Raw genomic sequence first — 13,717 nt, forward strand, 5'->3', positions numbered from 1 at the left:
ATAACAGGCTCGCCCGGCGCCGGCGGAAGGAGGCGGCCATAGGCCGCAGCCGGAGCCCCGCTACAGCGACTGCATCATCTTGCGTACACCTGCCACATGGCGGCGGCTGACCACCAGCGAGTCACCGTCGAGCCCCTTGAGGAACAGTTGGAAGTGTCCGAGCGGGGTACGCTGCAGACGCTCGATACGCTCACGCGCCACCAGCGCATTGCGGTGGATGCGCACGAAGCGATCACCGAACTCGTCTTCCAGCGCCTTCAGCGGCTCATCCAGCAGGACTTCGCCGCCCTCATGACGCAGGGTGACGTACTTGTGGTCAGCGATGAAGTAGACCACGTGATCCAGCGGGATCAGCTCGATACCCTTGCGGGTTCGCGCACTGATATGAGTACGCGGGCCACCGCCAGTCTCCGCTGCGGGACGAGTCAGCGCGGCCAGTTGCACCCGATTGGGCCGTTCGGCCTTCTTCAGCGCTTCGCTCAGACTCTCAGGACGCACAGGCTTGACCAGATAGCCCACTGCACTGACCTGGAAGGCCTCGAGAGCGAACTCGTCATGAGCCGTACAAAAAATCACCGCTGGCGGCGCTTCGCGCTCGCACAACTTGGCAGCGACTTGCAGGCCGTCGAGGCCGGGCATGCGGATATCCAGCAGGACCACATCCGGCTTCAGACTATCAATCAGGGTCAGGGCTTCCTCGCCATTGCTGGCGGCGGGCTCCAGGACCCGGTAACCCTCGAGCTCACCGACCATACGGCTGAGGCGCTCGCGGGCAAGGGGTTCGTCATCGACGATCAGGACATTCATATTGCTCTGGCTTCCTGCGTGAGTCTCGCACAAGGATAGCGTAGACAGCTGTAGTGACGGCCGTCACGGCGCTCCACGCTGAGACTCGCCTTCGGCCCAAAAAGTGCCGCCAGGCGCGCATCGATATTACTCAGCGCTTGGTGCGTTCCCCGCGACGGGTGCCGCTCGCCCCGCTCTTCATACGGATTGCTGACACACAAGCTGAACACACCATCCTGGTAATCCGCCTCGACCCGCACCAGGCCGCCTTCGATACGCGGCGCGATGCCATAGATCAGCGCATTCTCCAACAGAGGTTGCAGGGTCAGCTGGGGAATCGGCAGATCCTCCGGCACACCTTCGACCTCCCACTGCAACTGTAGTCGCTCGCCGAGCCGATAGTGCTCGATCGATAGATATCGTTTCGCCAGTTCCAGTTCCTCCTTCCACGGCACCAGCGTGCCGGGCTTGGCCAGGCTGGCGCGAAACAGATCCGACAGATCCAGCACCGCCTGCTCGGCCTTGTACGGATCGAGCGTGACCAGGCTGGCAATGCTGTTGAGGCTATTGAACAGAAAATGCGGGCGAATCCGCGCCTGCAACGACTCGATCCGCGCACGCAGCTCGGCCTGCTCCTGCCGACGCCATTGGCTCTGCAGATAAAAATAGCGTAGCAGCAGTGCGGACATGATTAGGCTGATCAACGCATGGCGCAGATAAAGATTCACTTCACCACTGCGTGGCAGCGGCCCGCCCAGCTCGTAATAGTCGGCCACCGCCGTACAACCCAGAGTCAGCAGCACCACCAGCACACAGCACAGGCCGCCAGCCAGCGCCGGCGGCAGGCGCGCCAGCAAGGGCCGCAATCGACATAGCACGGCAGCCGACAGCAGCACGATCCACTGCACGAACAATGAGGTCAGGGCCAGGCGCACCCAGTCGAAACCCGGCGTCATCGGTTCGGCGAGCACCAGCACCAGTACCAGCAGCTCAGCCAGCAGCACCATGCTCAGCAGGGCTTCCGGCTGGCACAGTTCCGGGACGAAGAAGTCGTCGATACGTTTGTTCTTGGCAAGCGATTTTGTATGCATCGACGCAGTTTCCGTGTCGCCCTGCTAGCCGGCAAGCCAGACGGCTCCAGCCGGACAAAATAAAGCACCGAAATGCCACCTTCGCGATAGATTTGTGAAGCAGCCGACACCACTGCGTCCTGCCTGACGGCTAACTCGACACGTCGAAACGCCTGCCGACCCTGTTATTATCGACGCACTTTGTCCGCCATGCTGGCCGCCAACGTGGCCCGCCCGATTCCGAGCCCAAATCATGAGCAGCGAAAAAACCAACCAATCCTGGGGCGGCCGCTTCAGCGAGCCTGTCGACGCCTTCGTCGCCCGCTTCACCGCCTCGGTGGAATTCGACAAGCGCCTGTACCGCCACGACATCATGGGTTCCATCGCCCACGCCACCATGCTGGCCAAGGTTGGCGTACTCAGCGATGCCGAGCGCGACACCATCATCGACGGCCTCAAGCAGATCCAGGGCGAGATCGAAGCCGGCCAGTTCGACTGGCGCGTCGATCTGGAAGACGTGCACATGAACATCGAGGCGCGCCTGACCGACCGAATCGGCGTCACCGGCAAGAAGCTGCACACCGGCCGCTCGCGTAACGACCAGGTGGCCACCGACATCCGCCTGTGGCTGCGCGACGAGATCGACGTCATCCTGGCCGAGATCACCCGCCTGCAGCAGGGCCTGCTGGGCCTGGCCGAAGCTGAAGCGGACACCATCATGCCCGGCTTCACCCACCTGCAGACCGCCCAGCCAGTGACCTTCGGCCACCATCTGCTGGCCTGGTTCGAGATGCTCGCGCGCGACCACGAGCGCCTGGTCGACTGCCGCAAACGCACCAACCGCATGCCACTGGGCTCAGCCGCACTGGCCGGCACCACCTACCCAATTGCCCGCGAGATCACTGCCGAATTGCTCGGTTTCGACGCTGTTGGCGGCAACTCGCTGGACGGCGTTTCCGACCGCGACTTCGCTATCGAATTCTGCGCCGCCGCCTCGCTGGCGATGATGCACCTGTCGCGCTTCTCCGAAGAGCTGGTGCTGTGGACCAGCGCCCAGTTCCAGTTCATCGACCTGCCGGATCGTTTCTGCACCGGCTCCTCGATCATGCCGCAGAAAAAGAACCCGGACGTGCCCGAACTGGTGCGCGGCAAGACCGGCCGCGTATTCGGCGCCCTGACCGGCCTGCTGACCCTGATGAAAGGCCAGCCGCTGGCCTACAACAAGGACAACCAGGAAGACAAGGAACCGCTGTTCGACGCCGCCGACACCCTGCGCGACAGCCTGCGCGCCTTCGCCGACATGGTGCCGGCGATCAAGCCCAAGCGCGAAATCATGCGCGAAGCGGCACTGCGCGGTTTCTCCACCGCCACCGACCTGGCCGACTACCTGGTACGCAAGGGCCTGCCCTTCCGCGACTGCCACGAGATCGTCGGCCACGCCGTGAAATACGGTGTGCAGACCGGCAAGGACCTGGCCGAGATGAGCCTGGACGAACTGCGCCAGTTCAGCGACCAGATCACTGACGATGTATTCGCCGTGCTGACCCTGGAAGGCTCGGTCGGCGCTCGCGACCATATCGGCGGCACCGCACCGAATCAGGTCCGTGCTGCGGTGGTACGTGGTCGCGAACTTCTCGCCAGCCGCTGAGGTCGCAAAGGGGCGGCGGCGCGCCGCCCCTGCCAAGGCAGGCCATTCGACCAGGAGGTTGCCATGCGTTACACACTCCCTACGACCCTGCTACTGAGCCTGCTGACAACATCAGCACTCGCGACTGAACATGACTACTGGCAAGTACAGACGAGCGTCTACACGCGGCATTACAACCCCGAACCTGACCACAACAATCACCAGCGCTTGATCGGCCTGGAGCGTGGCTATGCGTCCGGTAACCTCTGGGGCGGCGCGGTCTTTCGCAACTCGTTCGACCAGAGTTCGCAGTACGCCTACGTGGGGCGGCGCTTCGAGAGTGACCGCCATCCGTTCTATGCCAAGCTGACGGGCGGCCTGCTGCATGGCTACCGTGGCGAGTACCGCGACAAAATCCCCCTCAATCACCTCGGCGTAGCGCCAGCGATCATTCCTTCGCTGGGCGTGCAGAGTCACGGCATGGCGGCGGAACTGGTACTGCTGGGCAACGCTGCACTGATGGTCAACCTTGGCCTGCGCCTTTAACGGACTCAGCAAAGGTCGTCATGAACTCATCGCCGACCGATAACACGTACGCATCCAACCACGCGACAGCACGCGCAGTGTGTCGCGCCAGGAGAGACTCATGCCCCTGCACATTCGCCCCGCCACCCCTGAAGACGCGGAGCTGATCCTGCGCTTCATCACCGACCTGGCCATCTACGAAAAGGCCGAGCACGAGGTGAAGACCGATGCCGCCGGTATCCGCGATAGCCTGTTCGCCGAGGGCAGCACCGCCCACGGCCTGATCTGCGAAAACGACGGCCAGCCCATCGGCTACGCGGTGTATTTCTTCAACTACTCCACCTGGCTGGGCAAACACGGTCTTTATCTGGAAGACCTCTACGTCAGCCCAGACGCTCGAGGCCTGGGCGCTGGCAAGGCGCTGCTGCACCACCTGGCACAACTGGCAGTAGCACGCGGCTGCGGCCGCTTCGAGTGGTCAGTGCTGGACTGGAATACTCCGGCCATCGACTTCTATGAATCCTTCGGTGCCCGCCCGCAAAGTGAGTGGACAACCTACCGCCTGGCCGGCCAGGCCTTACTGGATTTCGCTGCCGACAACCAATGAGGAATCGACCATGAGCCAAAACAACGACCAAGAAGACGAAGGCTTCGCCGAAGCCACCCTGATCCAGGCCATCGAAAATCAGCTGGAGAGCGGCGAGCCGGCAGCCGCCAAGGCGGTGTACAACAAGCTGACGCTGGTCGGTTACGAGCGCGAAGAGATTCTTGAGCTGATGGCACTGGTCCTGGCTCATGAAATCGATGCCATGCTGCGCGAGGACCGCCCGTTCGATAGCGCCTGGTATGAGCAAGCGTTGCGCGCCCTGCCAGAGCTGCCGGAAGAAAACTGAAGATGGATTGACTCAGGCCACTGGTCGGACTGGCAGGCAGATTGCTACTGTCACCATCAATCCCGACCGAGAAGGTACCGCCTTCGATGGCCTGTACGCTGCCCAGACTCATCGCCGTGCTGATCTGCGCCCTCTGTTTGAGCGGAGCCAGCGTCGTGCGAGCCGAAACGCCGCGCATTGGTGCCGAGGATGACTGGTATCCCTACACAGCCCTGCGTAATGACAAGATCGAGGGCATGTCGGCAGACATCGTCCGCGCGGCGTTCAGCGCCAGCAAAACGTCCGTCGAGTTGGCGCCCTACCCCTATTCGCGCTGCATGGAGCTGGCGCGTTCAGGCAGTTTAGCTGGCTGCTTCAACACCACGCCTGACGCCCACATCCGCGCGGAGTTCCTGCTGCCGCAGGAGGTGCTGTTCAGCGACGACATCCTGCTCTGGGGTCATGCAGGGGATGCGCCGATAGATGATCTGGACAGCATCCGTGGCAAGCGCGTAGCCATCACCATCGGCTACACCTACGGCGAGTACTTCGACAGTTATGCGGACATCCAGCGCATTGCGGTGCGGCGCGATTTGAATGGCTTTCTCATGCTGCAGCGCGACCGCGTGGACTATGTCATCGCCTTTCGCGGCACCACCGAAGCGTTGCTGCGTGACAACCCCGAGCTGGCTGGCCAGTTCAAGGCGCTGACCAGGGTGCATCGCCCACAGCTCTACCTGACCTTTTCCCGCCATCATCCACAGGCCGCAGCCTTGCTGCGCGACTTCGAGGCAGGCATGCGGCAAATCAGGCAGAACGGCACCTACCAGCGAATTCTCGCCAACTGGCAACTCATTGATGGGCAGAGCACCGCGCATGGTTCTACACTGCAAGAACGCCATAACAACAAGACGGAGTCACCATGAAGTCATTCAACGCTGACCTGATCGACGAGCTGGAAATCCTCGCCCTGTACAATCTGGACAATCATCTGGAAGGGCTCAAGGTACACAACAACGCTTCATTCAAGGCGCAAGGTGCCATCACCCGCCTTCACGAGAAAGGTCTGGTGAGCCAAGCCGACGGCGGCTACCTGACCAGCCTGGGCATCGATGCCGCCGAACACGCGCAAGCGCTGCTGACCATTCTCTCGACCCGTCAGGCCACTCCCGCTTAATCCACTCGCCCGCCGACTAATGCCGCTCGATCACTGGGGCTGCGCCGCGAATTAGAGTGGCGCACCCTTGGAGCGCATCGCCCGGGGCGAGGCTCTTGCGACAAAGTGCGTTGGTAACCTTATCCGCTCGACATTAGCCGGCCGCTCTTCAGAGAGCGGCGCTGCGGGCGATATAGCGTCAAAGGCACTGCACTGGCGAGCCCACCGCTGATAGGCTTGCCGCATCTGCAGTAGAGTTCGAGCATGACGCGCACGCTGGAAATACGCCCCGATATCGATGACGGCATCGACCGCAAGGTGCTGACGCAACTGCGCGCGCGCTTTCTGCAGATCAATCAGGGTCGCCTGCAGCGGGCCATGGAGGCGCTGTCCACACGCCAGCAACTGGTCCTCAAGCTGTTGCCGCTGCTGCTGCACGTCAATCACCCGCTGCTGCCTGGCTATGTTTCGGCCAGTACACCGGCAGGCCTAAGCGGTTTCGAACCGGATGATGCCAGCCTCGCTGAAGTCCAGCGACTGACCCGCTCCTTCGTCTACAAACCCCGTCGTGGTCAAGGCGCAGCGCCGCTGCATGGCCTGTTCCTGATGGGCAGCCTGGGCACCGTGGCACAGGCCGAGCAGAGCGATATGGACCTGTGGCTGTGCCATTCGCCCAACCTCACGGCGCAGGAGCTGCAGGACCTGCGCAAGAAGTGCGATCAACTGGAAAGCTGGGCCGCCACCCAGGGCGCCGAGGTGCACGTCTTTCTGGTCGACCCGCAGCGCTTCACCCAGGGCGCACGTGAGGCGCAACTGACCTCCGACGACTGCGGCACCACCCAGCATTATCTGCTGCTCGACGAGTTCTACCGCACCGCCATCTGGCTCGGCGGTCGTACGCCACTCTGGTGGCTAGTGCCGGTCTACGAGGAAACGCGCTACCACGACTACTGCCGCACCCTGCTGAGCAAGCGCTTCGTACGTGCCGAGGACGTACTCGACCTCGGCAACCTGGCGCACATCCCGCCAGAAGAGTTCATCGGCGCCGGCATGTGGCAGCTGTACAAGGGCATCGAGTCGCCCTACAAGTCGGTGCTCAAACTGTTGCTCACCGAGGTCTACGCCAGCGAGCATCCCAAGGTCGAATGCCTGGCATTGCGTTTCAAGCGGGCGGTGTTCGAAGGCCGCCTGGACCTCGACGAGCTCGATCCCTACATCGTCGTCTACCGTCGCCTGGAGGAATATCTGAGCGCGCGCGGCGATCAGGAAAGACTGGAGTTGATTCGCCGCTGCCTGTACCTGAAGGTCAACAAGAAGGTCAGTCGCCCGCCAACACGCGGCCGCGCCAAGAGCTGGCAGCGCCTGCTGCTGGAGCGCCTGACTGCGGAATGGGGCTGGCAGAGCCGCCAGCTATCCGTGCTCGACAGTCGCAGCCAGTGGAAGGTGCGCCAGGTCGCGGCCGAGCGCCGCGTACTGGTCAACGAGCTAACGTACAGCTACCGCTTTCTCTCGCAATTTGCCCGCAGCGCCGAGGCTGGCAGCTCGCTGAACACCCGTGACCTCAACGTGCTGGGCCGGCGCCTGTACGCTGCCTTCGAACGCAAGGCGGGCAAGGTGGAGTTCATCAACCCTGGCATCGCCCCGGATCTGGCCGAAGATACCCTGACCCTGGTGCAACACCCCAGCCCCGAAGCGCCCAACGAATACCAGTGGGCGCTGTTCAACGGCAGCCTGGGCGCCCAGGAGTGGAGCGACTTCGCCCCTCTAAAACGCGCGCGCGAACTGATAGAACTGCTTGCCTGGTGCCATCGCAACGGCGTGATCGACAGCAGCACGCGCCTGTCGCTGCACCCAGGTAGCAGCGACCTGACCGACTTCGAACTGTCCAACCTGATCGCCAGCCTGCAGCAAAGCTTCCCCTTGCCGCAGCCCAGCGTCGAAGAGGCAGCTCTGCTGCGCGCCAGCGTCCCCAGCCAGGTGTTGCTGCTGGTCAATGTCGGGGTCGACCCGCTCAAACAGCACAGCCAGATGAACGTGCACATGACCACCGGGCGTACCGATGCACTGGGCTATTCCGGCGTACGCGAGAACCTGGTGCTGACCCTCGATCAGGTGGTGCTCAACAGCTGGAACGAACTGCAGGTCAGCCGCCATGACGGCCAGGACGCGCTGCTCGACTGCCTGCGCGACCTGCTCAACAGCTTGCCGATCGGCGAACCGCCGCCCAAGGTGCAGGTGCGCTGCTACTGCCGTAATCGAGCCCAGCCGATTGCCGAACGCGTCGACGAGCTGCTGCGCGACCTGCTCAACACCTATGCCGAAGGTCGCCAGTCACGCTATCTGGTGCAGATACGCCAGCATTATCACGTGTTGCAGCTGACACCTGGCCAGGTCAGCCACGCCGCTCTGGGCGATCTGCCGGCATTGCTGGAGCACCTTGGTGCCGAGCAGGAGCTCTACAGCCCTCTGCATCTGGACCGCCACGCCCTCGATGGTGACGACCTCGCGCTGATCCTGCCCATGGGTCGCCCACAGTGCATCCAGGTGTTCTACCGCCTGCACGAAACCAGCGGCGAAGCGGAACTGACCCTGCTCGATGAACGCAATGCACTTTGGCGCCGGCGCCTGCCATTTCGCGATGAGCAGAGCCTGCTGACGCCGATCCACCGTTTCCTGCAATCACTGCTGTATCGGCGCAATGCCATGTTGCCGCTCGATGGCGCCGACAATCAGCCGCCATTGGAAATTATCTACTACCAACTGCTGCCGGCGGCGCCACTACGCGCTCAGCACCTCGAGCGCAGAGCGGCGCCCGAGTCCCAGGTCAGCCATCCGTTCTATGACGTGCAGGCCATCGTCGAGCCAGGCGACGGTCGCCAACGCCATGTCACGCTGTACTGCAACCATCGCGAGTTCTCCGAGCTGGAGTACGGCCGCGAGCTGTATCGCGCCGTAGCGCAGCACATCCTCGCCCAACGTGCCGGCGGCGAGCGCTACCCCTGCTACATCACCGACCTCGACCTCTCCGCCGTGCTAGCCGGGCAACAGGCGCAAACGGTGCATTACCTGCACTACAAGAGCCGGCTGGAAGATGCCCTCAATACGGCACTGCAGCAGGTCTAGCCCTTCATCGGCGCATCCGGATTGTTCAGTGCATAGAGGTAGCAGTCGCCCATGCTGTGGTTGGCGGCGACACCGCCGTAGCTGGCGGTGAAGGTCACCGGCAAGCCCACGTGCTGATAGAACCAACGATCACTGTCTGCCGGTGGCACCTCGGGCACCAGGTCGCTGTCGTTGACCAACCGGTAAGTCGGTACGGCCAGCCCGTTGTAGTAGCTGGCGAATACCGGGGACGCGAGGCGCGGACTGGCAAAGTTGTAATGCTGCAGCAGCAATGCAGGCCAGCGCTGCAGCAGGTCCGGCACCGCCAGCGTACTCAGGGTGCTGCCCAGGCTGTGACCGCAAGCCCAGAGCCGCGCCTGCGGCTGCAAGCCGTCCAGTGTCCCGAGGGCCTGGTCACGCAACGAGGTATAGAGTTTCAGAAAGCCATCGTGTACCAGGCCGGCACCGGCCTGCCACGGGTAATCGCACTGATCCAGGTCGAGGTCATCGAGCCAGTCCTGCACCGACTCGGTACCGCGAAACACCAGGTAGCAATCGCCCTGCAGATCCCGCGCGGCGAAGCCAAAGGGCTCGGACTCATTGACACATGCCACTCGCTGAGCACGCTCCAGATCGGCGCGGAAAGCTGCCAGCCCTCCAGTTCAGGCTGTTGCCAATGAAAGTGCTCGGGTGTGCGCGGGCGCTGCTGCGCCAGCCATTGCTCGTACTGGTCGTAGGCGGCCATCAGCAGCTCGGCGCGGAGCAAGGCACGCGACAGTTGGTAGGTCGGTGGGAAATACAGCGGCAGACTCGGCATGGCGAGGCCTCCTTGCCATTGGCGGAAACCTCACTCTAGTCCAGCCGGGGAAAAGACGTCAGCGGTCGTATTCGCCCGCTGCTTCCGGCTGGTATTCGACTTCCAGCAGAGTCAGTTTGAGCTGCTTGCCGCCCGGTGCGGGCCAGTCGATGTGCTGGCCGACGGACAGGCCGAGCAACGCGCTGCCAACTGGCGCGAGGATGCTGACCTTGCCTTCGCCACCAGCATCCTGCGGGTAGACCAGGGTCAGGTGATAGTCCTTGCCGCTGCTCTCCTCGCGGCAATGCACGCGCGAATTCATGGTCACCACACCGGCCGGCACCTCGTCGTGCCCCACCACGTCGGCACGATCCAGCTCGGCCTGTAGCGCTTCTGCGCCAGGGCCAAACTCGTCCAGGCTGTCGAGCAGACGCTCCAGACGCTGCATATCGAGGCGGGTAATGGTGATGGTTGGTGTGCTGTTCATGATGCCGGGCGGACTCCTTGCGTAAACCATAAAAAAGCAAAACCCCGCCCGAAGGCGGGGTTCAGCTGAATGTCTGTCGACCCTAACACAGCCGGACAAATAAACAAGACTGCGTGGTCAGCGCCTCTGCTGGCGTTCGCGCAACCGCTGCTCGGCCGCCTGGCAGCTCACGCGGCGCCGCGCGTTATCGGCCGCGCCCCAGTCGAGAATTTCCTGCAGGGTACGACCGCAACCGAGGCACTGTTCATGCTCATCAAGGCAACACTGACGTCGGCACGGCGACGCCAGGTTGGGCTCAGAGCTCATCGAACTCCAGCTCGGTGCCCGACTGCTCGAGGGTGATGCGTACCAGCATTTCACCCAGCTGCTCGTCACTGGTATCGCAGATCCAGCGGCCATCGGCCTCGTCGTAATCGAAGTGGAAACCACCGGAGCGCGCCGCCAGCCAGAGCTGACGAATCGGCTCCTGACGGCTGAAGATCAGCTGGCTGCCATTGTCGAAGCGTACCGTCAGCACACCGGCGCTGTTCTCCAGATCGACGTCCAGACCACTGTCGTCGAAAATGTCCTCCACCGCTTGCTGGGTGGCATCGACCAGGTCGTGAAAGCGGGCTTCGCTCAGGCTCATCGGGGTGTCCTCACAAGATGCAGCAACTGCAGAAAAAGTAGGCGAAATCGCGCGGCCAGAGTAGCGGCCTAGACGCAAAGGTGGCGACGGTACTCGCCCGGACTCGTTCCCGTCCAGCGACGAAATGCACGTGCCAGAGAACCGGACTCACTGAAACCGACCAGAAAGGCGATTTCCGCCAGCTCCAGTGCCGGGTCACGCAGGTAATGCAGCACCAGCTGCTGACGTGTCTCGTCGACCAGTTGACTGAACGACAGCCCACCCTCACGCAAACGTCGCTGCAAGGTCCTTGGGCTCAACGCCAGGGCGGCGGCGATGGCTTCCAGGTCCGGCCCCTGCTCCGGTAACTGCCGGGCCAGTTCCAGGCGCGCGCGATCGAGCACGCTGTTGCCCTGATTGAGTTCGGCCAACAGCCGATCAGCATAGGCATCGAGCATGCCACGCACCTGCGCGTCGGCCTGGTTCAGCGGCGCCGCGAGCAAACGCTTGGGAAAGATCAGGGCATTGTCGGGCTGATCGAACAGCACCGGGCAGCGAAAGATACGCGCGTGCTCCGACGTATCCGCTGGCGCCGGATGCTGGAAGCGCACTTCGGTCGGCGAGATATCCAGGCCACTGATCCAGCGCCCGAAACTGACCCAGCCGGCCAGGGTTTCTTCACTCAGTTGCCGCTGCTGCTGGGCCAGCAACGGCTGCCAGCTGTGCGCGATCAGCGGCTCGCTGCCAGGCCGGGCGGGCTCGTCATCGAGCACGACCAGCCCCAGATTACCGACCAACGAGGCATAGCGCGCCTGGCGGTGCAGCGCATCAGCGAGGGTCGCGCAGCTCATGATCAGGTAACCGAGCACGCCGTAGTAGCCCGGCCGTACCGCTTCCCCCAGGTGCAGGCCCAGGCACTGATCGCCGGTCAGGCGCACGCCCTCGCCCAGCAATGTCAGATAGGCACTGGCGGCGATGCGTTGGTCGCGTTGGCTCAGGGCCTCCGGACTCAACTGGGCATGGGCGAGCAAGGCGTCGGGCGCTACCCCCTGACGCTGCAGGTGTTCGATCAGGCCTTGCAGGTAGGCGACCGAGACCGAGCCGACCAGAATCGTGGGATTGTCCATCGGGGCTCCTCGTTACTCGCCGCATGCTAACCCAAGCCGGCACGAATGCCTTCGGCGTACGCACGCGAATCGAGCCGGCGCCCCGCCAGGCGGGCGCCGGGCACATAGGCAAGGTGGCAGGGGGTCGGTATACTCCGGCGCAATTCACGCTTATTTTCAAGGACTGTCCCATGAAGCGACTGACCCTCGCGCTCCTCGCCGCCGTTTGCCTGCTGGCTGGCTGCGGTCAGAAAGGCCCGCTGTACCTGCCGGGCGACGACAACGCCGGCAACAGCCGAGACCGTTTCGAACTCTGACAGGAGCTGCCCCATGGAAGCCTTCAACTACCGCGACGGTGAGCTGTTCGCGGAAGGCGTTGCCTTGTCTGCGCTGGCCCAGCGCTTCGGCACGCCCACCTACGTCTACTCGCGCTCCCATATCGAGGGGCAGTACCGCGCCTATGCCGATGCCCTGGCCGGCATGCCACACCTGGTCTGCTTCGCGGTCAAGGCCAACTCCAACATTGGCGTATTGAACGTGCTGGCGCGTCTCGGCGCCGGCTTCGACATCGTCTCCAGCGGTGAGCTGGAGCGCGTACTGGCCGCCGGTGGCGAACCGAGCCGCATCGTTTTCTCCGGCGTCGGCAAGAGCCGCGACGACATGCGCCGCGCGCTGGAAGTCGGCGTGCACTGCTTCAACGTCGAGTCCGTCGTCGAGCTGGAGCGCCTGCAGAAGGTCGCTGCCGAACTGGGCGTCAAGGCGCCCGTCTCGCTGCGGGTCAACCCGGACGTGGACGCCGGCACCCACCCGTACATTTCCACCGGCCTCAAGGAAAACAAGTTCGGCATCGACATCGAGCAGGCCGAGGCGGTCTACGCCCGCGCCGCCGAACTGCCGAACCTGGAAGTGATCGGCGTCGACTGCCATATCGGCTCGCAGCTGACCACCCTCGAGCCCTTCCTCGACGCCCTGGATCGCCTGCTGCTGCTGGTCGACAAGCTGGCCGCGCGCGGTATCACCATCAAGCACCTGGATCTGGGCGGCGGCCTCGGTGTGCAGTACCGCGACGAACAACCGCCGCTGGCGGGCGATTACATCGCCGCCGTGCGCAAGCGCCTGGCGGGCCGCGACCTGTCGCTGGTATTCGAGCCGGGCCGCTTCATCGTCGCCAACGCCGGCGTGCTGCTGACTCAGGTGGAATACCTCAAGCACACCGAACACAAGGACTTCGCCATCGTCGATGCGGCGATGAACGACCTAATCCGCCCCGCCCTGTATCAGGCATGGATGGACGTGTCGCCGGTGCAGCCGCGTGACGGCGAGACGCGCAACTACGACCTGGTCGGGCCGATCTGCGAGACCGGTGATTTCCTGGCCAAGGATCGTCAGCTGGCGCTGGCCGAAGGTGATCTGCTGGCCGTGCGCTCGGCGGGTGCCTATGGCTTCGTCATGAGCTCCAACTACAACACCCGCGGCCGCGCCGCCGAGGTGCTGGTGGATGGTGAGCAGGCTTACGAAGTGCGTCGTCGCGAGACCGTCCAAGAGCTCTATGCCGGCGAAAGCCTGCTGCCGGCCTGAGGGCG

Annotated in this window: 16 protein-coding genes; 9 read left to right on the forward strand and 7 right to left on the reverse strand. The window is 63.4% G+C overall.

Annotated elements, in window-relative coordinates; translation table 11 throughout:
* Window positions 1-60 precede the first annotated feature (60 nt).
* Window positions 61-807, reverse strand: coding sequence for a LytTR family DNA-binding domain-containing protein (locus tag EGJ86_RS11810; RefSeq protein ID WP_099524679.1), 747 nt, complete (start codon window positions 805-807; stop codon window positions 61-63).
* Entirely contained in the window at window positions 804-1,877 is a 1,074-nt protein-coding gene (locus tag EGJ86_RS11815) for a sensor histidine kinase (RefSeq protein WP_125835227.1), read from the reverse strand. The genes EGJ86_RS11810 and EGJ86_RS11815 overlap by 4 nt, the downstream gene beginning before the upstream one ends.
* A 232-nt stretch (window positions 1,878-2,109) precedes the next feature.
* On the opposite strand from EGJ86_RS11815, the gene argH reads away from it, so the two are divergent.
* From argH to EGJ86_RS11850, 7 genes are all read left to right on the forward strand, one after another.
* The gene (gene argH / locus EGJ86_RS11820) at window positions 2,110-3,504 is read left to right on the forward strand and encodes an argininosuccinate lyase (protein WP_125835228.1); all 1,395 of its coding nucleotides are present in this window, start codon (window positions 2,110-2,112) and stop codon (window positions 3,502-3,504) included.
* Between the two features lie 63 nt (window positions 3,505-3,567).
* Entirely contained in the window at window positions 3,568-4,029 is a 462-nt protein-coding gene (locus EGJ86_RS11825) for a sn-glycerol-3-phosphate transporter (RefSeq protein ID WP_125835229.1), read from the forward strand.
* Between the two features lie 100 nt (window positions 4,030-4,129).
* The gene (locus EGJ86_RS11830) at window positions 4,130-4,615 is read left to right on the forward strand and encodes a GNAT family N-acetyltransferase (protein WP_125835230.1); all 486 of its coding nucleotides are present in this window, start codon (window positions 4,130-4,132) and stop codon (window positions 4,613-4,615) included.
* A 10-nt stretch (window positions 4,616-4,625) separates the two neighbouring features.
* On the forward strand, window positions 4,626-4,901 hold the full coding sequence (locus tag EGJ86_RS11835; protein ID WP_125835231.1) for a hypothetical protein: 276 nt from the start codon (window positions 4,626-4,628) through the stop codon (window positions 4,899-4,901).
* A 155-nt stretch (window positions 4,902-5,056) separates the two neighbouring features.
* Window positions 5,057-5,806: an ABC transporter substrate-binding protein gene (locus EGJ86_RS11840; protein ID WP_256672426.1), complete on the forward strand. Its 750-nt coding sequence runs from the start codon at window positions 5,057-5,059 to the stop codon at window positions 5,804-5,806.
* Window positions 5,803-6,057, forward strand: coding sequence for a TIGR02647 family protein (locus EGJ86_RS11845; protein WP_099524712.1), 255 nt, complete (start codon window positions 5,803-5,805; stop codon window positions 6,055-6,057). Before EGJ86_RS11840 ends, EGJ86_RS11845 begins: the two co-directional genes overlap by 4 nt.
* Window positions 6,058-6,300: 243 nt before the next feature.
* The gene (locus tag EGJ86_RS11850) at window positions 6,301-9,159 is read left to right on the forward strand and encodes a class I adenylate cyclase (protein WP_125835233.1); all 2,859 of its coding nucleotides are present in this window, start codon (window positions 6,301-6,303) and stop codon (window positions 9,157-9,159) included.
* Here the strand turns inward: EGJ86_RS11850 and EGJ86_RS11855 are convergent.
* From EGJ86_RS11855 to EGJ86_RS11875, 5 genes are all read right to left on the reverse strand, one after another.
* A complete protein-coding gene (locus EGJ86_RS11855) occupies window positions 9,156-9,752 on the reverse strand; it encodes a lipase family protein (RefSeq protein ID WP_256672427.1) in 597 nt (198 codons plus the stop codon). The two genes, EGJ86_RS11850 and EGJ86_RS11855, sit on opposite strands and share 4 nt — an antisense overlap.
* A gap of 261 nt (window positions 9,753-10,013) precedes the next feature.
* The gene (rnk, locus tag EGJ86_RS11860; RefSeq protein ID WP_125835234.1) at window positions 10,014-10,421 is read right to left on the reverse strand and encodes a nucleoside diphosphate kinase regulator; all 408 of its coding nucleotides are present in this window, start codon (window positions 10,419-10,421) and stop codon (window positions 10,014-10,016) included.
* A gap of 117 nt (window positions 10,422-10,538) precedes the next feature.
* Window positions 10,539-10,727, reverse strand: a complete 189-nt coding sequence (locus tag EGJ86_RS11865; protein WP_125835235.1) for a DUF1289 domain-containing protein — start codon at window positions 10,725-10,727, stop codon at window positions 10,539-10,541.
* The gene (gene cyaY, locus EGJ86_RS11870) at window positions 10,717-11,049 is read right to left on the reverse strand and encodes an iron donor protein CyaY (RefSeq protein ID WP_036999825.1); all 333 of its coding nucleotides are present in this window, start codon (window positions 11,047-11,049) and stop codon (window positions 10,717-10,719) included. Before cyaY ends, EGJ86_RS11865 begins: the two co-directional genes overlap by 11 nt.
* A gap of 68 nt (window positions 11,050-11,117) precedes the next feature.
* The gene (locus tag EGJ86_RS11875) at window positions 11,118-12,155 is read right to left on the reverse strand and encodes an AraC family transcriptional regulator (RefSeq protein WP_125835236.1); all 1,038 of its coding nucleotides are present in this window, start codon (window positions 12,153-12,155) and stop codon (window positions 11,118-11,120) included.
* Window positions 12,156-12,325: 170 nt separating this feature from the next.
* Between EGJ86_RS11875 and EGJ86_RS11880 the strand changes: the two genes are divergently transcribed.
* Entirely contained in the window at window positions 12,326-12,451 is a 126-nt protein-coding gene (locus EGJ86_RS11880; protein WP_017361215.1) for a lipoprotein, read from the forward strand.
* 13 nt (window positions 12,452-12,464) lie between these two features.
* Window positions 12,465-13,712 carry a diaminopimelate decarboxylase gene (gene lysA, locus EGJ86_RS11885; protein WP_106735054.1) on the forward strand — a complete coding sequence of 416 codons (1,248 nt, stop codon included), beginning with the start codon at window positions 12,465-12,467 and terminating at the stop codon, window positions 13,710-13,712.
* Window positions 13,713-13,717 lie beyond the last annotated feature (5 nt).

This window comes from Pseudomonas sp. o96-267 (genome assembly GCF_003935465.1).
GTDB lineage: Bacteria > Pseudomonadota > Gammaproteobacteria > Pseudomonadales > Pseudomonadaceae > Aquipseudomonas > Aquipseudomonas sediminis.